Source organism: Streptomyces solitudinis (assembly GCF_036323765.1).
In the GTDB taxonomy this organism is placed as follows: domain Bacteria; phylum Actinomycetota; class Actinomycetes; order Streptomycetales; family Streptomycetaceae; genus Streptomyces.
The window spans coordinates 138,082-157,788 of the sequence record NZ_JAZDCW010000012.1 but is presented as its reverse complement, the minus strand read 5'-3'; the positions used below and the strand labels follow the sequence as shown (position 1 = coordinate 157,788).

General features: G+C 70.1%; 7 protein-coding genes, 2 pseudogenes and 6 CRISPR repeat arrays. Of the genes and pseudogenes, 3 read left to right on the top strand and 6 right to left on the bottom strand.

What is annotated here, in order from left to right; genetic code table 11:
• Window positions 1-271 (top strand): annotated as a pseudogene (locus tag V1J52_RS24555) (hypothetical protein); the annotation flags it as partial.
• Window positions 272-647: 376 nt separating this feature from the next.
• Here the strand turns inward: V1J52_RS24555 and V1J52_RS24550 are convergent.
• From V1J52_RS24550 to V1J52_RS24530, 5 genes are all read right to left on the bottom strand, one after another.
• Window positions 648-2,273 carry a hypothetical protein gene (locus tag V1J52_RS24550; RefSeq protein WP_330142151.1) on the bottom strand — a complete coding sequence of 542 codons (1,626 nt, stop codon included), beginning with the start codon at window positions 2,271-2,273 and terminating at the stop codon, window positions 648-650.
• Between the two features lie 1,556 nt (window positions 2,274-3,829).
• A CRISPR array of direct repeats spans window positions 3,830-4,407; the repeat unit is 28 nt.
• 181 nt (window positions 4,408-4,588) lie between these two features.
• A CRISPR array of direct repeats spans window positions 4,589-5,775; the repeat unit is 28 nt; unit sequence GGACCATCCCCGCGGGTGCGGGGCCGAC.
• Window positions 5,776-5,956: 181 nt separating this feature from the next.
• Window positions 5,957-6,657: a CRISPR direct-repeat array (repeat unit 28 nt; unit sequence GGACCATCCCCGCGGGTGCGGGGCCGAC).
• A gap of 746 nt (window positions 6,658-7,403) precedes the next feature.
• Entirely contained in the window at window positions 7,404-8,030 is a 627-nt protein-coding gene (locus V1J52_RS24545) for an ATP-binding protein (protein WP_330142150.1), read from the bottom strand.
• A gap of 742 nt (window positions 8,031-8,772) precedes the next feature.
• A CRISPR array of direct repeats spans window positions 8,773-9,105; the repeat unit is 28 nt; unit sequence GGACCATCCCCGCGGGTGCGGGGCCGAC.
• 181 nt (window positions 9,106-9,286) lie between these two features.
• Window positions 9,287-9,620: a CRISPR direct-repeat array (repeat unit 28 nt; unit sequence GGACCATCCCCGCGGGTGCGGGGCCGAC).
• Between the two features lie 129 nt (window positions 9,621-9,749).
• The gene (tgmC, locus tag V1J52_RS24540; protein ID WP_330142149.1) at window positions 9,750-10,949 is read right to left on the bottom strand and encodes an ATP-grasp peptide maturase system methyltransferase; all 1,200 of its coding nucleotides are present in this window, start codon (window positions 10,947-10,949) and stop codon (window positions 9,750-9,752) included.
• Between the two features lie 3 nt (window positions 10,950-10,952).
• Window positions 10,953-11,927 (bottom strand): ATP-grasp ribosomal peptide maturase, encoded by a 975-nt coding sequence (tgmB, locus tag V1J52_RS24535; RefSeq protein WP_330142148.1) that lies wholly within the window; start codon window positions 11,925-11,927, stop codon window positions 10,953-10,955.
• 3 nt (window positions 11,928-11,930) lie between these two features.
• Window positions 11,931-12,197 (bottom strand): putative ATP-grasp-modified RiPP, encoded by a 267-nt coding sequence (locus V1J52_RS24530; RefSeq protein WP_330142147.1) that lies wholly within the window; start codon window positions 12,195-12,197, stop codon window positions 11,931-11,933.
• Window positions 12,198-12,393: 196 nt separating this feature from the next.
• Between V1J52_RS24530 and V1J52_RS24525 the strand changes: the two genes are divergently transcribed.
• Window positions 12,394-12,669: a DUF6087 family protein gene (locus tag V1J52_RS24525; protein ID WP_330142146.1), complete on the top strand. Its 276-nt coding sequence runs from the start codon at window positions 12,394-12,396 to the stop codon at window positions 12,667-12,669.
• A 1,032-nt stretch (window positions 12,670-13,701) separates the two neighbouring features.
• Window positions 13,702-14,279: direct repeats of the CRISPR family, unit length 28 nt; unit sequence GGACCATCCCCGCGGGTGCGGGGCCGAC.
• A gap of 263 nt (window positions 14,280-14,542) precedes the next feature.
• Window positions 14,543-15,003, top strand: a pseudogene (locus V1J52_RS24520) (HIT family protein).
• Window positions 15,004-16,594: 1,591 nt separating this feature from the next.
• On the opposite strand, the gene cas3 reads toward V1J52_RS24520, so the two are convergent.
• A complete protein-coding gene (gene cas3 / locus V1J52_RS24515) occupies window positions 16,595-19,618 on the bottom strand; it encodes a CRISPR-associated helicase Cas3' (protein ID WP_330142145.1) in 3,024 nt (1,007 codons plus the stop codon).
• Window positions 19,619-19,707: the final 89 nt, after the last annotated feature.

Below are 19,707 nucleotides of genomic sequence, written 5' to 3'. Positions count from 1 at the left end.
CACCCTGCACACCTACACGATCCTCGCCGAAGCGATGAAAAAGCTCGGCGCCACGGCGGACCTGCGGCACGAAGACGTGTGCTTCGTCCCCTCCGTCAGCGCGGTCGCCATCCACGACATCGACACGCAGGACGACCTGTACGCCAACATCAACGACCTGTCCTGGGAGAACAGCGAGTTCGACGACTTCCGCTGCTCCTCCACGACCACCGCGCACACGGCCATCACCGAGGAACTGGGCACCTGGCTCATCGACCAGCTACCCGGCTGACACCCGGCACGCGCTGACCGCCGCCCCAACCCGCTGACACCGGCCACGACGCTGGTGCCGGGACCCGGGGCGGCCCCGCCAGCCGGTCCATCGAGGCCGTGACCGGTCGCCGCGTGGTGGGGCCAGCACGCCGGCGTCCCCCCAAGCCGTAGCGACGGCACACCAAGAGACCAAACCGGTCCCGTGCTCGGCGTTTTGCCCGCGCCTTCATCCAGCGTCGCACCCGAAGATCGAGCGCCGCCGACTTCCGTCGGTGGTACCACCTACGGCAACGCCGCCCGATACGGGTCAGTGGCGCGCGGCGGCCTCGCCAGTGAGCACATCCGGGTCGCTCTTGTTCAGCCAGAGCGCTTCGGGCGTGCGGTCTGGATGTGCGTTACAGGCTGCCGTAGCGGTCGTGAAGGACCTTGACGGTGTCGGTCCACACGTTGTCGGCCTGCTGGGGTAGGTGGTGGCCAGTGTGGTCGGCGAGCCGTCGATAGATCGGGTGCATGGTTCCTGCGTCGGTGGTGATCAGAGCTGTGAGCAGGGCTGGTCGATGGGGTTTCGGACTGCGAGGTTGAGCGGTGGGCTTGAGCCGTCGAAACACCTGCACCTGCTCGGATTCCGTCAGCTCCCCCAGGCCCTTGACCTGGGCGCACAGCTCGGCGAAGGTCACGGTCTTCCTCAGCCGTGCTGCGTGCTCCAGGACGTCTCGGACCGCTTCGGCGAGGCCTGCCGCGTCAAAACGCTCAGAGCGCGCGGCCGCGGAAGGGGTGCGCCCCACTCGGCCAGGCATCGGTAGCCGAGGGTCACGCGGCATCGGGACGGAGGCCGTCGGAGCTACCTGCCATGCCTGTACCTGGGAGCGCTGTTCGACAGTGAGCCAGGCGGACGCCTGCTTCGCGGCCTGCTTAAGCCGACGGCGATCGCGGGGCACGATCGTGCGAACACCGCGGCCCTTCTGACGCTCGAGAGCACCCAGCAGCCGCTCGACCTGCTCTACGGCTTTCCGCTCCTGAGGGGTCGGTTTCCGCGGTGTCGGCAGGCCGACGGCTCGTTCCTGCCGCAGCAGCGCGTCGGCGGCTTCCCTGATCAGGCCGTTCTCCTTGGCGGTCGCCCCGCTGTGCGTCACCTCTTCTGCCCGGCTCAACCAGCGGCGGATCTCTGTGCGGCTACGCCCGTCCCGTACCCGTACAGCTTGTTCAAGGGCCGCCATGACGGCCGCACGGTCGTGTGTCGGGACACCGTGGGCTTCGTCGCTGGTGACCCGTACCGCCGGGCGGGACTGCGGAGGCGCGGCCTTGGGTGCCCTCACGCCGATGGGCCGGCGGGTGGCACGCAGTCGGCGGATCTCTTCGACCGCGGGGGTGGTCAGTCCTGTGTCAGTGAGCCCTACCTCGTGCAGGTCGAACCACTCGGTGGTGCCGCCATGGCGTTCGGTGCCGACCTGAATCCGTCGGCGGGTGCCCTCAGAGACAAGCTGAATGCGGTTGACGTAGCCCTGCCGCAGCAGGACGTCGGGGTCGGAGGCGACCTCGGGGCCGAGAACCAGGTGGGCGGGCTCCTCCTGCGCCGGTGCACCTGAGCCGGTCGGCTCGGCAAGCAGGATCCGCAGACGGCCGTGCCCGACGGGAACGAACAGTACCTCCCCTCCGATCGAACCGTCGGCGTCGCGCGGGATGGAGGCCGTGGCCGTGATGTCCTGCTCCGCCAGCCAACTCAGCAGCCCATGTTTGACGTAGAGGTGGTCCGCGCTGGAGACCCCGGACGCCTTGCGGGAACAGGTCGAGGTGTGCTCGGGATCCGGCGCATGAGCGAAGTGGCAGGCGCGATCGGTGTACAGCTTGTTCACGAGCTGGTGTCCGCAACCCCCCAGCCACACGCCGCACCAGAAGGTCTGGCCAGCATGGCGCGCCCGGAACTCGTCGAGCTCTATCGCCTCCATCGGAAGAACCACAGGGAGCTCGGAATCGGCGTGGCCGATCACCGCGGTCTGCACTCTGCGCTTGTCCAGGGCCATGCAACCTCCAACTTCCGGGCGCCCGACTGGCTGACAGTACCTCCCGCCACTGACTGTCCTCGGCACGAAAACGTCAGTTGCTCTGCCACCTGAAGTGTCAGTTACAGCGTTCCGCCGGCTTCCGCGGTGACGGTGGCCCGTGCGGACGGCACCACGGGCAACGAGCTTCTGGACGAGCTCGGCTAGTCTGCGGCGGACAGCCCACCCGGAGCACTCCCGTCGGCGGGTGGGTGGATCAGCTAGCGGCCGCATGCTTAGGCTCGCTGCCGGTGTCTGCCATGCGTGATGTGCGGCTGACCGGGCGTCGTGGAACGCGCCGCAGCCCGTGGTCGACGCACCTGGACGAGCGGTTCCTCCCGCGCGTCGCCTCGTGCTGTCACCGATCCGGCGGCGTCGGCGGCGGCTGCCGGGATGAGGCCCGGAGGGCAGGAGGCCGGGGCGCCGGCCGCGGTCCCGCAGCCGGCGCGTTGGGCAGGACCGCGTGAGGGGAGGGCCGCTGGGGGTGGTCACGGCCGGGTGCGCAGCAGCTCGGGAACGCGGCTGTTCTGCCCGAGCCAGGCGGCGATGTCCTGGTCGATGTACTCGACCAGGCGCAGGACCTCGGCGCAGCCCCGTCGGGCAGGGTGAGCCGGCGGGTCCGGCCGCGGTGGCCGTGCCGCCGGTGCCGCGTCGGCCGCGCTGCCGGTCCACTGCGCCCTACCGTCGCCCGTCGGAACGTTGCGCCATTGGGCCGCCCCGTGCCGGGGTCCGCCGGGTTCATGCGGCCGGGGCCGGTCTGGCTGCCCGGCCCGCCGGGCACGACGCTGTGTCGCCTCTTCGTGGCGCTGGGCCGCCCGAGTCGCCGCAGCTGCCGGGTCGACCGCGTCGATCCGGTGGTCCTGCGACGCATCGCGGTTGAGGCTGCCGGGGCGTCCCGCTGGGCCCTGCCGGTCCATGCCATGCCACGCCGCCGACCGCAGTGCCGCTCTGGGCCGGCCGGCTCCGGTCACCGCGAGGTCGGGCCGTCGGCCACGGGTCGCCACAGGACTCTGCGGCGCGCAGTCCTCGATGCGCTGCGCCGGGTCGCCGTGCCGGGCCGTCTGCCCGTCGGCCTGCCTCCGCCGCATCCGGTCGTCGTCCTTCCGCCTGGGCCGTCGGGACGACGCAGGGTTGCCAGATCCGGGTCGGCTGGCCGGCGACAGCACCTGCTGACGAAGCCCGCCGCCGTCGGTCTGCCCCACGTGGAAGGACCGGCCGGTCCCTGGCCGGGCGGCCTGCCATCGTCCGGTTCGTGCCAGGTGGCGATCACCGTGCGCTGCACACCGGCATCGATCATCGCCTGGGACCGGTGGTTGCCGTTGGTGTACGGGATTGCGGAGCCGGTCCCGTTGGGCGCGATGCCACACCGTCACTCAGCAGCGAGTAGAGGGCCTGCATGTCCCTGGTCTCAACACCCAGCGCCTGAGCCCGTACCTTCATCTGGCTCACGATATCGCGGTCGGCGAGACCGTCGCGCCGGGCCTGCTCGACCAGGCGGAGCAGCCGGGTCCGGCTGCTGCCGGTCGCCCAGGCGCACGGGACCGCCCCCGCGGGTGCGGGGTCGACCCGCTCTTCCATGAGCGGTGTATCCCTAGCCATAGAACCATCCCCGCGCGTGCGGGGCCGACGAGGACGCCTTCGGCCGCATCGTGGCCGACCCCGGGCCATCCCCGCGGGTGCGGGGCCGACTTGCCCGGGTCGACGACGAAGTGATCATCAATGGGACCATCCCCGCGAGTGCGGGGCCGACATTCTGACGGGAATGGCGGGCATCGTAAACGCCGGACCATCCCCGCGAGTGCGGGGCCGACCCACAGAGATCGGGAGATCCGACATGACGATCCGGACCATCCCCGCGAGTGCGGGGCCGACCCACAGAGATCGGGAGATCCGACATGACGATCCGGACCATCCCCGCGAGTGCGGGGCCGACCCCAATGAGGCACGGGCTATGAAGCGACACGGGGGACCATCCCCGCGAGTGCGGGGCCGACGACATGAAGGCCCTGGTCTGGCTGGCGCTCGGAGGACCATCCCCGCGAGTGCGGGGCCGACGCAGACCTACACCCTCAACTCCGGCAGCATCAGGGACCATCCCCGCGAGTGCGGGGCCGACACTTCCTGACCTGGTGCTTTAGGCCGGACAGTGCGCAGTCTTGATCAGTTCGATTATGGGTTCTCCGGGTGCCGGGATGGTGCGGTGGCGGCCCGTCCGTGCGGGTGGAGGAGCCGTTGTCCGTGGTGGTATCCAGGGTGGCTCGCCAGTGTATTGGTCCTGTCGCGGGGCCGAAGGAGGTAGGGCCACCCCCGCGCGTGCGGGACCGACCCGCCGAGGATCGCGCGCGTAGCCGAACTCGTAGGGCCATCCCCGCGGGTGCGGGGCCGACGTGCTGGTCATGGTGCTCACGGGGTGCCTCTCGGGACCATCCCCGCGCGTGCGGGGCCGACGCGGCGGGTGAGGTGTTCGAGCTCGACTCCGGAGGACCATCCCCGCGCGTGCGGGGCCGACACGCGAGCAGGCATTTGCGGACGGCGACACAGCGGACCATCCCCGCGCGTGCGGGGCCGACGGGACCCTCGAGTACGAGCTGCACCACGGCCTTGGACCATCCCCGCGCGTGCGGGGCCGACCACGACCACGGCGAGATAGGCCCCGTGCTGGGGGGACCATCCCCGCGGGTGCGGGGCCGACAGCTCGGGGTGCAGCGTGAAGTAGTACCGGGCGGGACCATCCCCGCGGGTGCGGGGCCGACCGGCCAACAGTGACATGAACCGGGCGCGTACCAGGACCATCCCCGCGGGTGCGGGGCCGACACAATTTGGTGCTCACGGTCGTCACCGGCAAGCGGACCATCCCCGCGGATGCGGGGCCGACGGGCGGCCCGGTGCAGTACCAGCCGGGTGCGCAGGACCATCCCCGCGGATGCGGGGCCGACGTAGGCCGCAGGGAAGCCACGGCCGGAGCTGGAGGACCATCCCCGCGGATGCGGGGCCGACCAGCCCCAAGGGATCGACCAGTGGTCCCAGCCCGGGCCATCCCCGCGGGTGCGGGGCCGACTTGGTGAAGACGTCCACGTTGGGGGGCAGTCGCGGACCATCCCCGCGGATGCGGGGCCGACGGCTGCGGGCGACGGGCACGGTGACGCACCCGGGGACCATCCCCGCGGATGCGGGGCCGACATTACGGCGCGCAACTCCCGCGCGGCTACGGCCGGACCATCCCCGCGGATGCGGGGCCGACCCGGGTGAAGGCGTGATGTGCGGGTGATCGAAAGGACCATCCCCGCGGATGCGGGGCCGACGCGGCCGGCGGCCGGTGGGCGGCGATGAGGCACGGACCATCCCCGCGGATGCGGGGCCGACCAGCAGTGGTCCCGGGACCCCGCCGACGGCGAGGGACCATCCCCGCGAGTGCGGGGCCGACTCGACCGGCGGCGGATGCGCCGGGCCGTCCTGGGACCATCCCCGCGAGTGCGGGGCCGACACTTCCTGACCTGGTGCTTTAGGCCGGACAGTGCGCAGTCTTGATCAGTTCGATTATGGGTTCTCCGGGTGCCGGGATGGTGCGGAGGCGGCCCGTCCGTGCGGGTGGAGGAGCCGTTGTCCGTGGTGGTATCCAGGGTGGCTCGCCAGTGTATTGGTCCTGTCGCGGGGCCGAAGGAGGTAGGGCCACCCCCGCGCGTGCGGGGCCGACCGTCCATCTCGGGTCCTTTCTCGGCGCTGTAGGGGACCATCCCCGCGCGTGCGGGGCCGACTGCAACCCACTCCGCGACTCCCGACGACGGGCAGGACCATCCCCGCGCGTGCGGGGCCGACTGGGTCAGTCCTGGCTCGGGCGCCAGGGCGCGCGGACCATCCCCGCGCGTGCGGGGCCGACAGCTGCCCGCCCTGCATGTCCAGGACGCCGGCGGGACCATCCCCGCGAGTGCGGGGCCGACGGCGGCGCCGCTGACCAACTCGGTGTGTGTGATCGGACCATCCCCGCGAGTGCGGGGCCGACCCCGGCCGCATGGGCCTCCTGTCCTACGCGTCGGGACCATCCCCGCGAGTGCGGGGCCGACGCACTCACCGAGCTGAACCCGAGCTACGCGCAAGGACCATCCCCGCGAGTGCGGGGCCGACGACGCCGGCGGGCCGTACAGGATCACGCCCTGCGGACCATCCCCGCGAGTGCGGGGCCGACCTGCAGGCTGCGCGGCCCCACCTGGGCCGCGGCGGACCATCCCCGCGGGTGCGGGGCCGACTCGACCGGCGATCGCGTCCAGGGCGACAGCGACGGACCATCCCCGCGGGTGCGGGGCCGACCCCACCGTCGTCGGGGGGCAGCGTCTCGATCGGGGACCATCCCCGCGGGTGCGGGGCCGACACTTCCTGACCTGGTGCTTTAGGCCGGGCAGGGCGCAGTCTTGATCGGTTCGATTATGGGTTCTCCGGGTGCCGGGATGGTGCGGGGGCGGTCCGTCCGTGCGGGGGGAGGAGCCGTTGTCCGTGGTGGTGTCCAGGGTGGCTCGCCAGTGTATTGGTCCTGTCGCGGGGCCGAAGGAGGTAGGGCCACCCCCGCGCGTGCGGGACCGACGCCAACCGGCAGGCGTCCCGGTGGGAGGACCGGGGACCATCCCCGCGGGTGCGGGGCCGACCCCCGAGAGGCGCTCAGACAGATCGTCAGGCGCGGACCATCCCCGCGGGTGCGGGGCCGACAACGCGGCCGCGATCACGCCCTCGTGGGACAACGGGCCATCCCCGCGGGTGCGGGGCCGACTCGTTGCTGAAGGCCAGCGTCGGGACGCCGAGAGGACCATCCCCGCGGATACGGGGCCGACCTGATGGAGGTTCTGCTACTGGCCGCCATCGCGGGGCCATCCCCGCGGGTGCGGGGCCGACTGTGATGTCGAGGGGGCACGGCACGCCGACTACGGACTATCTTCGCGCGTGCGGGGCCGACTTCGTCCTCCGCCTCGACCGCGCGCAACTCCGCGAACCATCCCCGCGCCTGCGGGGCCGACGGTCGGCGGCATGGGTTCTGCCGTGATGGAGCAGGACCATCCCCGCGCGTGCGGGGCCGACCTGAGCTTGTTGTTTAACTCCTGAGCCCGGACTCGTCTCGTTGGCGAGTCAGCTGCTCCGACGATCGTCGACCTCGACGGACAGATACGGCCATAGTTTCACAAACCGTGACAGCTCATCCACGATTGCCCCGGCTGCTGTGCGTACGGGCTCGTCGGGGCGGAAGTGGACCATGGTACCGGTCGTGCCGTCGTCAGCGATCGGTGTCAGGTCAGTCGTGGGGATGCCGAACTCGTAGCGTTGCTTCCAGGCTCCTCCCGCGCAGCGGTTGGTGTGGACCAGCCATTCGCTGAGCGCCGCGACAACGGACATACCGCGGCGTGGATGGCCGTCGGGAAGCAGTTGCGCGTCGGGGTGATCGAAAAATCGTAGGTCCTTTGACGCCATGACCGGCTTCTTCACGGCTCGTCCGTGGTGATCGAAGCGGGTGTCGGTGCCTCGACCGTCGTCCGCGACCGATACCGATCCGTGGGCGTGGAAGGTGACAGTGCAACGCCCTGCGCCCCTTGCTGCCGCCTCGTCGGCTGCGTAAGCGACGACTTCGAGGATCAGGTGCTGCATACCAGTCGGTGCGTAGGTGGCCCAATCGTGCCGGATGCGCGTGAGGTGATGGACCTCCACGGTGCTCGTCCAGTCGTGCGTCGTGTTGCGCCACGGAACCGTTGATCTGTCCATTCAGGAAGTATCCCAACCACGCGGGCAGGTTCCAGATTCCGGGCCATCACGACAGACTGCCTCAACCCGTGGGGGCGGACCTCACCATTCGCTCTCCCGGTCCGAACGTAGCTCGTACTGACGCACTCACCTGGGACGTCACCGTGCAGGCGGTCGGCCTCCACCTGGCCATGTGCTCCGCCACAGAGTGAACCAGCGCGAAGGCCCGTGGCCATGGTCGTGAGGCTGATGTACCAGGGCGTCTGCGGGATGCGTTTGCGGGAGTGTCACACGTCCGGTCGGAGCTGTACACGAGTCTGACCGCACCGGACGATGCTCTGTTTGCGTCGTGCGACGGACTGCTATGCACGGAGGGGCCGATGCGGACGCTGGTTGATCACGCGCTCGCGCCCGAACGCCGCCAAGGTCCACGGAGCTTTGCACGACAGACGCAGCCAGGGCCGGCTCGACCTCGCCCCGGCTACGTCGAGCCCTGGCCGGAACGCCGTTGCCGAGGGCGGCGGACAGGCGGCTCTGGCTAGCGGTGGATGTCTCGCCGTAGAGACAACCGGACGCCAACACGTGCACTGACCAAGCAGCTCGCCACACGGCACCCGTTGCTGACCCCGCCACCCGCCCGGGCTACGTGGCTCGACCACGACGGGCCGCTGCCCACCATCGACGGGCACCGTGATCGGTCTGGTCGTGGAGAAGCTGCCCAGCGGCGGGGTCAACAAGCCGGTCAGCTGTGCTGGTCCAGCGCGGACCATCCCCGCGGATGCGGGGCCGACGAGCCGGACACGCCCTGCACGGCCAGGCGGGCCGGGCCATCCCCGCGGGTGCGGGGCCGACACCACCACCAGCGCCGGACGGCAGGGGCTCGGGGGGCCATCCCCGCGGGTGCGGGGCCGACTGCACGGTGCCCAGCCACCCGTCGCGCAGCTCGGGACCATCCCCGCGGGTGCGGGGCCGACGCAACTGGTCGCGGGATTCGTCGGTTCCGTCGAGGACCATCCCCGCGGGTGCGGGGCCGACCCGAATCCAGCCGCAGGGTCAGTCGGACCGTCAGGACCATCCCCGCGGGTGCGGGGCCGACACTTCCTGACCTGGTGCTTTAGGCCGGACAGTGCGCAGTCTTGATCGGTTCGATTATGGGTTCTCCGGGTGCCGGGATGGTGCGGTGGCGGCCCGTCCGTGCGGGTGGAGGAGCCGTTGTCCGTGGTGGTGTCCAGGGTGGCTCGCCAGTGTATTGGTCCTGTCGCGGGGCCGAAGGAGGTAGGGCCACCCCCGCGGGTGCGGGACCGACGCCAACCGGCAGGCGTCCCGGTGGGAGGACCGGGGACCATCCCCGCGGGTGCGGGGCCGACGGCGGCGTCGGTGACGGACCACACCATGCCGAGGGACCATCCCCGCAGGTGCGGGGCCGACGAGGCCATGCCCTTCATGTCCAACCCGCCCACCGGACCATCCCCGCGGGTGCGGGGCCGACCTGCCCGGCGGAGCCGGAGGGCGGCGCCTCGTGGGGCCATCCCCGCGGGTGCGGGGCCGACTGCCGCCGGTGGGAGTCCCAGACGCGCACGACCGGGCCATCCCCGCGGGTGCGGGGCCGACGACCAGATCGTGCCGGCGGCCAGCGCGTACGCCGGACCACCCCCGCTCGTGCGGGGAACACGGCCCCGACGGCCTTTCCCAGACCTCCAAGGACGGACCACCCCCGCTCGCGCGGGGAACATGCGGTGGTCAGGGTGGGGGCAGTGTCAGCGTGGGCATCTGCGGGTGTCGTAGGAGTAGTTCGCGGTCGCGGGCGTGCAGTGTGAAGGTCTCCGGGGCCGGGGTGCCGGCCGCGTCGTAGGCGTCCAGCAGGTTCTCGATTCGTTGCCATAGGTTCACCGGGCCGCCCTCGCGTACCTGCCACGTCTCGTCCTCGGGGGTGAGGGTTGCGGCAGAGCCGGTGACAACGTCCACCAGATGGACGACCTGGCCAACGGTGACCATTTGTGTGTGGGGGACTGTGCTTTGGGCGAGGAACCGTAGGTGGAAGGCTTCACGGGTGGCGTCGGTGATCCGCCCGGGACGGTGCCGGGCGGTGCGGGCTTTGTCGGGCAGGTCCGTGGCCCAGTGGGCGGGGTTGCCGAATGCTGGCGCTGCGTGCGTGCGAGCCGACATGAAGGAGACCGTGCCGGGCAGCAACGGTCCTTCGGCGGTGCCGTCCTGGGCGACGGTCAGCAGCACCCGGGCGTATCCGTAGAGCCAGCCAGAGAGCGTGAGCAGGACTTTTCCGCCCGGCCGGGTCTGCGCGAGGAGCGCGGGCGGGACTGTGCGGAAGGAGCAGGCGGCGACGATCCGGTCGAACTTCGCCTCGGGCCAGTAGCCGTACAGACCGTCGGCGACCGCGAGGGTTGGGGTGTAGCCGCATCCGTACAAGGCGTTCGCGGCCTGGTCGAGGCGGTGTGGGTCGACCTCGATGCTGGTGATGGGGGAGGAGCCGAGCCGTTCGCAGGCCAGTGCGGTTGAGTAGCCGGTGCCGGTGCCGATTTCCAGCGTGGTGTGGCCTTCGTGGACGTCTGCGTCTGACCACATGCGCAGGACGAGGGAGGGGAGGGTCGAGGAGGAGGTGGGGGTGCCACCGTGTCGTGCGGTTGGCTGGGTCCAGTCGGGTTCGTGGCCGTCGAACTGAGTGATGAGCGTGGTGTCGGAGTAGGCGGCCGATAGCCAGCGGGCGGGGTCGAGGTCGGCGGTGACTGGCTGCCACACCGTCAGTCCGTGCTCGTCTCGCTGGTCGGCGGGTAGGTAGAAGCCTGGGGTGAACTGGTGTCTGGGTACGGTCTGCACCGCCTGCCGCCAGGCGGGATCGGCCAGTACGCCTTCCTCCGTGAGAGCTTTGGCCATCGCTTCGCGTAGTGAGAGCGCGTCGGCCTCGACATGGGAGGGCATCGTCATGGCCTACCCCTCACCTTTCGTGCTCAGGAGCTCGGCGAACGCCTCGGTGATGGCCGGTGCGTCTGGCAGCCAGCCCCATTGCCCGTTGGGATTGCACTCGATCGCTGTCCAGTGCTCGGGGGCGTCCCCGTCGCCGGTCAGGGCGAAGTCGAAGCAGCCGAAGACCAAACCGAAGGAGGCCAGGTAGCGGTGGACAGCAGTCTCGATCGGAGCCGGGAGGGTGATGGGAGTGTGGAGGAGCTGGTTCCAGTCGCCCCGGCGCCAGTCCAGAGCACCGTCCGGAGCGGCAACCTGCTGGGCGAACACTCGGGAGCCGACCACGGTCACCCGCACATCGCCGGTCTTGGGGATCTCGGCCTGGAACAGGTGTGCGGTCACCGCCAGAGAGGCATCGAAGTGTTCCGGCTTTACGCGCTGGGCCCAGATCGCGCCAGCGTAGCCATCGTCCCCTGGGGGAAGGCCGCGGAAGGTCTTGCAGATGATGTGTTCGTGGTCGGCGGCGAACTTGCGTGCTGCTTCGATGTCATTGGTCACCAGGGTCGGCGGGATCGCAAGTCCCAGCTCGGTGAACCGCTGGAGCTGGGCCGGTTTGAAATCAGCGCTGGCGACCGCAGAGGGGTGGTTGACGTACCGGGCTCCGGCAAGGTGGTTCAGCACTCCACCGAGTCCGTGTCTTGCCTCGATGGCAGCGAACTTCCGCTGCTGCTCAGGCAGCGCAGAAAACCGGTCCCCGTACGGGGTGGGGCGGCGGTAATAGACCGCCGCCACCTCCCCAAGCTCCACCTCCCGGCTCGCCGTGCACAGCCGGCCACCCCACGCCGGGACGTCCGGCCCGATACGGAACCCGAAGGACAAGGCGGGCCCGACGTCGGCCGGATCGACACGCACGACGGGCACCTGCCGTTCGTTGAGCGCCGCGATCACCCAGTCCGCCGTGACGTCCTCCAGCGCGGTGACGACCAGGACGGTGGAGGCCATCAGTCAGTCCGACTCGTAGTCCGTGGTGTGATCGTCCTGGGTCTGCGCCTGCGGGTCCTGCCCATCCCCACCCCCGGACACCGAAGCCGTACCAGTCGTCCTGGAAGTGCCGTGCTTACCCATCTCGACGACCTGACCAGCGGCGTCGGTGTAGCGAGCCGTCTGCGTACCCGGATCCAGCACCACCCTCGCGTATAACGGCGGGCCAACCCTGAGCCGGTCGGTGACCAGCCGCATCACCCACGGAGCATCGGATCCAAGCGTCGCCATGCGCGCCCCTTCCTGTACCAACAGCGGTCAGCCGGGAGACTGCCGCATGAGCAGGATCGGTGCCCGCCCCAGACACTGACCAGTACCGTACGGGCCACGAACGGCAGCGGAAACACCACACTCGGCAGAAAACAGACCACAGACAGCCCAACCAACCACGCACCACCACCACCGCACACCTGAGACCATCACAGGCATGGGCACGCACCGCCGACCGGGACCACCCAATCAGCCATCACGCGCCATCCCACGCGCGGACAGCCAGGACCCCCTCGCCGCATACACCAAACGCCGCCAACCGCCGATGAGCCAGTACCGCCGTCACCGGCCGACGCACCGGAAAGGCAACCACCTCCACCCAGAACAGCCACGTGTGCTCGAAGAGTGGACCGGCTTCACATACCAGGTAGTCGGCACCGCCCCCAACCTCCACACCGCCCAGGCATGGGTTCAACACATCGCAGCTCGATAGCGACTCAGCCGCATAGCGGCCCGTGGCAGGACTCCATATGCACGGCCAGTACTCCTGACAGAGTTCCTTACGCTGGCGGGGGCCTGGCTCAAATGCCGCGCAGGAAACACCCGGCCTCGGCATGCCAGCCGAGCACTCCGGCGGTCCGCCCCCGCTCGCGCGGGCACCACCCCCTACTCGCAAGAGCAGGAGGAGGCTCAGAGCCCCCGCCGCCCGATTGGAACATGGACCGGGCGCCGATTATCGTGCACCGGCCCTCCGCGACGGGGACGACAAGTTACCGCGCACGCGCAAGCCCTCGGCGTCGCGCACAGCGAGCACGAGCGGAAAACACCCCCGCTCGCACGAGGAACACACCAGCAGCGCCGCCCTGTCCCTGCTCGTGAGCGGGCCACCCCCGCTCACGCGGGGAGCACTCGGTACGGCCCGCGTGCCCTACCTGCCGTCTCGGGCCCCCGCTCGCGCGGAAAGATCCGTTCCAGCCCCCGGCCCGATCGCCTCGGTCAGCGGTTCACCTCTGTCTACGCGGGGAGCGCGTCGTACTCAAGACGAGCAAGGCGGCGTCCGTCGGGCCGCCCCCACTCGCGCGAGGATCCTCGGCTGCTGCCTCGCAGGCCTGCCCCAGCGAACTCCCTCCACTCGCGCGGCACCTCCTCATCGGTATGGATCTCCAGCGGGGCTACCCGACGGTGTCCTCACCGATCGCGCGGAGGACATCGGACGATGCCGATGACGCCTTGCAGTGCGGCGAGCAGCGCGAAGGCGCTCGAGGCGCGACGGTTCACACTCATGCGATGTCTTTCCAGGCGAAGTGACGGTTTGTGTTGACGGGTCGGGGACAGGCTCTCGACCGTCCCTGCGGGTGCAGGGCCGACACCTCGGCTCGTGCCATGTCTGGGTGCTGATCAGGGCCATCCCCGCGCGTGCGGGGCCGACCGTGACCCGGCCGGTCAGCACCGTCTTGCCGTCGGCCCCGCACCCGCGCGGGTGCGGGGCCGACAGCGTGGGCGAGGTCGATGAGGCCGCCGTACGGGGGCCATCCCTGCGGGTGCAGGGCCGACGCCGGGAAGACGAGCGCGGGCCCCGCCGGTGTCGGGCCATCCCCGCGGGTGCGGGGCCGACGCCCTCGCGGCGGCCGCCGTCGACCGAGCCGAGGGACCATCCCCGCGGGTGCGGGGCCGACCCCGTACGGACGACCACACGGCCGAGGAGATGGGGACCATCCCCGCGGGTGCGGGGCCGACATCCGGACCCCGGCCCGACCGGTCCGGACACCGGGACCATCCCCGCGGGTGCGGGGCCGACCGCGGGGAGGGTCGCCGGGCGATCCGGAGTGCCGGACCATCCCCGCGGGTGCGGGGCCGACGCGTCGCCGATGTCGAAGGGGTCGGCTGCGCCGGGACCATCCCCGCGGGTGCGGGGCCGACAGGTCCTTCGCCCTGCTCGCCAGCGCGTTCAGCGGACCATCCCCGCGGGTGCGGGGCCGACGCCTCGGACGTGGACGTCGCGACGCTGGACGCGGGACCATCCCCGCGGGTGCGGGGCCGACGCGGTGAGCGCCCGGAAGGGGCCGCCGCCGGTGGGACCATCCCCGCGGGTGCGGGGCCGACACTTCCTGACCTGGTGCTTTAGGCCGGACAAGGCGCATTCTTGATTAGTTCGATTGCAGGTTCTCCGGGTGCCGGGATGGTGTGGGGGCGGTCCGTCCGTGCGGGTGGAGGGGCCGTTGTTCAGTGGTGGTGTCTAGGGTGGCTCGCCAGTGTATTGGGTGACGGGAGTTTGACGGTGGGTCAAAGGGCGTCGGGGTGTGACGTGGTTCGGTTCGGATGCTGGGAGCGCTGTGGGGGAAGTAGGTGTTGGCCATGACTGGCGGATGGACCGAATCGGGACTGCGCTGAGGGGCGAGAACCCGACCGTGCTGCGACGGCTGACGTCGGGGTTCGCGGTGATCGGGGACGTGCAGTTCCTGCCGGGATACTCGGTTCTGCTCGTGGACGAACCGGATGTGCAGCGGCTGTCGGACCTGCCGAAGGCAAGCGGCTGTCGTTCCTGTCCGATATGGACCAGCTCGGTGAAGCGGTCGAGCGTGCCTGTCGGCGGCTGGACCCGGCCTTCCGCCGGGTCCATCTGGAAATCCTGGGGAACACGGACCCGTTCTTGCATGCGCATGTCTGGCCGCGGTTCGAGTGGGAGCCAGCCAGCATGGTGGACAAGCCGGTGTGGCTCTATCCGCGCGAACGGTGGAGCGACGAGCAGTTCAGGCTCGGTCCGCAGCACGACGCGCTGCGGGAAACGATCGGCAGCGAACTGGACCAGCTGCACTCTGGGACCTGACTGCTGCGGGGCCGCCGGACCGTCAGGTCGGCGGGCCCGGCGATCGTCAGCGGCCAGCCGAAGCTCACTGGAGGCGCCTGAGCGAGACGATGTCGGTGACGCGGCTGGTGATCCTGAGGCGGGCGCCCCCCTGGGTGGCGAGCGGGGCCGCCGGCTACGAGCCGGGCGAAAGGGCTCGGGGGTGTTCGCCGAGGCGTCGTGCTCATTCTTCTTCGCGGGTCCGGTTGCGTTGTCATTCCGACTCGAGCGCGGGCGCAGGCCGACAACGGATGGGCGGACCCGAGGCCGTCGCCGCCAGGACCATCCCCGCGGGCGCGGGGCCGACTGGGCCAGCGACTCGGCCCGTTCCTTGTCGGCGGGACCATCCCCGCGGGTGCGGGGCCGACTGGGCCAGCGACTCGGCCCGTTCCTTGTCGGCGGGACCATCCCCGCGGGTGCGGGGCCGACCTCGTCCAGGCGGGCGGCTTCGACGGTTTGGAGGGACCATCCCCGCGGGCGCGGGGCCGACACGAGCCGCTTACGGCCCTGCGCGTAGATCCCGGGACCATCCCCGCGGGTGCGGGGCCGACACTTCCTGACCTGGTGCTTTAAGCCGGACAGTGCGTGGTTTTGATTAGTTCGATCGTGGGTTCTCCGGGTGTCGAGATGGTGCGGGGGCGGTCCGTCCGTGCGGGTGGAGGAGCCGTTGTCAGTGGTGGTGTCCAGGGTGGCTCGCCAGTGTATTGGTCCTGTCGCGGGGCCGAAGGAGGTAGGCCATCCCCGCGAGTGCGGGGCCGACGGCCTCCTGGCCACGGCCGACCAGCAGCCCGGCGGACCATCCCCGCGGGTGCGGGGCCGACATCCCGTGGTCGTGCTGGAGCCGCTGCCACATCGAACCATCCCCGCAGGTGCGGGGTCGACCCGACCACCATGTACCAGTCCCCCTCGGGGACAGGACCATCCCCGCAGGTGCGGGGCCGACTCGGCCAGGTGCGCAAGCAGGGTGCCCCCCCTCCGGGCCATCCCCGCGGGTGCGGGGCCGACACCACACCCACTGGCGCGGGACGAGCCTGGAAGGCGGGCCATCCCCGCGAGTGCGGGGCCGACGGGAACGCTATGCGGCGGCGTGGGTTGCCCGGTGGGCCATCCCCGCGAGTGCGGGGCCGACGGCCCTCCGGCCGATGACACCGAACACGACCCCGGACCATCCCCGCGGGTGCGGAGCGGGGTCGACGAGGTACACGCTGTGGATGTGTACATGCCGCAGGGAACATCCCCGCCTGTGCGGGGTCGGTGTGCGGCACCGCTGCCTGAGCATCCCCACCGGGGGATCATCCCGTCTGTGCGGGGTGGAGGCGGGTAGGAAGGAAGGCGGTGCCGTCTACCTGGGAGCGTCCCTGGCTGCGTGGGGCGGTGTGCACGATGTTATGCATGGTGCGAGGAGGTGTGGTGGGTTGACCGCTGCTCGTCGGCGGGGTGGAGAGAATGCGTAGTCTGTTATAGCCCTGTGTTGGCAGGGATGGCTCTCGTTACAGCTTGGGGAGCGACCGCCCCGCGTGCGCGGGGATCATGGTTTTTTGTTCGGTGCCGCTGTGCTGTCGGTTCTTACCGGTCAGCACTTGGCAAGGCCTGTTAGTGGGCTGTAGGTGATTCTTCCTGCGGGGCCGGAGATGCAGTTTCCTGAGGTATCGAGTAGGAGTACGTCGGTTCGGCGTAGTGGCGGGTGGTCCAGGGTGGGCCAGGCTGTGCGTGCTGGTAGGGCGTTTTTGCCTCGGAACCAGGTGGCGGGCAGTGTGAGGGTGTTGAGCAGGATGTCTCGTTGCTGCTGTCGGTGTGCTGCGAGGTCTGCTGGGTTACGGCTGTGGGCTTTGAGGTCTGCGGGCAGCGTGCCTGTCTGGTCGTATGTGAGCGTGCCGTCTTCTTGCTGGTAGAGGCAGACGGCTGGGGTGGAGGGGTCCGCGAGGCGGGAGACGGCGCGGATGCCTGAGGCTCCCCCTTCGTCTCCGTCGCCGTGGAGCCTGCCGGAGGCGAGGCCCAGAATCTCTGTCGGTACTCGGCGCTCGCCTTGATAGGGGTGAAGTCCACGCTCGTGGGCCTGTTTGCGTTCCTCGGTGAGGGTTTCCTGCCATGCGTTCCAGGTGCGGTCGAGCAGTGTGCCCCAGGGGCCGGTGGGGGTGTGCTGCGGGCCGTAGACGGCTTCCAGCAGGGGGGAGCTGTCTTGGGGCGTGCTGATGTGGATCAGTCCGTTGTGGTCGCGGCGTGTGTGGAGGGCGTGGTAGGTGGCGGCGAGGGTGTAGGGGGCGTAGACGAAGCCGTCGGCGTTGCCGGGGTGGCCGGGGGCGGGGGGCTTGGGCTCGACGAGTGGCAGGCCGGGTGTGGTGGGGTCTGGCCGGTACAGAACGCTCATGAGCGGGGTGGCGCACCATGCGGGTCTGCTGGGGTTGTTGACTGCGTGGCGGTGTTCGCGGCCGCGGCGCTGGATGAGGAGGTCTACCGGGGCCAGGTCGGTGACGAGGTGGTCGAAGTCAAGGTCGAGGGACTGTTCGATGACCTGGGTAGCGATGACCAGGAGTCTGCGGGGGCGGTGGGGGTTGGGTAGCTGCCGGTGTCTGGTTTCTTCATCTCCTGGTCCCAGGAGGTGTGCCAGGCGGTTTTCTAATGGCTGCCGGTCGCGGGGCATGAGTCGGCCGTGGAGCAGGATGATCTCTTCGGGGGCCCAGCCCATGGCGGTGGCTTGGGCTTGGGCGTGTTGGTAGAGGGTGACGGCGGATGCGACGCGGGTGCGGACAACTCCGACGCAGCCTCCCTTGCTGGCCTGGGTGAGGAGGCTGCGGGCCAGGGCCTGTGGGCCGGGGTCGGGTTCGAGGCGGACGGTGGTGTGCAGGGGTGGGGCTTGGTGGGGCAGAGGGCCTCCTCGGCTGGTCTCGCCTCGGTCGTTGACCACAGTGATGGGGCCTTTGTCGCCGGTGTCGGTGGCGGTGACGCGCAGGCCGGTGCACCAGGCATCGGTGAGCGCGGTGCGGGCGGCCGCTGGGAGGGTGGCGGAGAGAACCACGACGGAGGAGCCGGCGTCGGCGAGCCATTCGATGGCAGCGCTCAGCAGTTCTTGCTGGTAGAGCTCGTATGCGTGGGCTTCGTCGATGATGACGGTTTTGGAGGCGAGGCCGAACAGGCGCAGGAACCAGTGGCGTGAGCGCTGGGATGCCAGGACGAGTTGGTCGATGGTGCCGATGCCGAAGGTGGCGATCAGGCCCAGGCAGCGGCGCAGATACCAGGGGTCGAGGACGGCGCGGCTGTGTTCTGGTGAGTGCTCTGGCTGGTCGGTGGTGCAGGTGCCCGTGGTGTCGTGGGCGAGGGTTTCGAGGGTGCCGGCGGTGTTGTCGCTGTCGGGTTCGGGGGGTCGTGCGGCGTCGACAAGGCGGTGGACGATGTCGGTCGCGGAGGCGGTTCCGTGGACCAGGGCGAGGGTGGCGGCGTCTGTGGTGACGGAGGTGTGGATGAACTTTTCGATCTCTGCGGCCACCTGGTTGGTTGCGGCGCGGGTCGGCATGGCCATGTACAGGCCTTGGTAGCCGTTGCGGATGGCGAGGTGGTGGGCGCACCACAGGGCGAGGCGGGTTTTGCCTGAGCCGGTGTCTGATTCGACGATGACCAGGGCTGGGCCTTGGTCGGGCATCAGTTTCATGGTGTCTGCCTGGAAGGGGCGCGGAGTGGTGCCGGGCCAGAGTTCTTCCCAGGTGGCTGGGGTGGGTTGCCAGCGGTCCAGTCGGAGTGAGGTGAGGGCGGCTTTGGCGTTGTGCCGTGCGGTCTTCCACCAGGCGGTACAGGTGTCGGTGGGGTGGGCGTAGGGGAAGTGCTGCTCGTTGGAGCCGATCCAGTCGCTGAGGACGACTAGTCCGGTGAACAGGGGCAGGGTGGCGGGTCTGGTGGGGGCGATGTGGTCGGCCAGGTGGTGGGGGTTTACGCCGACCAGGTTGGCGACGGCGTCGATGAGGGTGGCGCGGAGTTGGTCCCATGTGTGTCCGCCGTCGGCGCCGTGGGCTTTGCTGACCGTCTCCGGGTTGGGGATGTGGCCGTGGTGTCCGCCGAGGCTGTAGGCGGCGGTATGGAGCCCTTCGTGGTTGGGGTGGTCACAGATTTCTCCGTTGACGGGGCCGCAGTCGCAGCCCAGGAGGCGGGGCAGGGTGGCTGCGGTGATGTGTTCGTGCCGTGCGTGTGGGAGTCCTTTCCACTGGGTGGGCAGGGGTAGTCCGGTGGCTCTGGCGGCTTGTTCCCATTGCTGCTGTTCCTGTCGCATGCGGGCTGTGGTGAAGGGTCCGGTGGCGAATTGCCCTTGGAAGGCTGGTGAGGCTTTGCCGAGGTCGTGGAGTGCTGCGAGGCATGCGATGACGGCGCGTGCGGTGGGTTCGTGGCCGTTGCCGAAGGCGTCGGCCAGGCGGGTGCGCACGGTGGCGGGCAGGTAGCGGTCCCACAGCTCCAGTGCGACGGCGGCGACGTCGAGGAGGTGGGCGAGGAGCGGATGCCATGCGGGGTCGCCGCTTTGGGTGGAGGTTCCGCTGCGGTCCGTCTTCCCCCAAATCCACTGATAGGGAACTTTGTTCGAGTTTTTCTGATTCACTCTGCGGTCATCACCCATCGTGCTACGGTCCTCCCCGTCCGTCACGGAACCGTTAGAGGTTTGGGAGATAGATCCTGTTCATGGCCGAACCACACACCGTCGCCGGC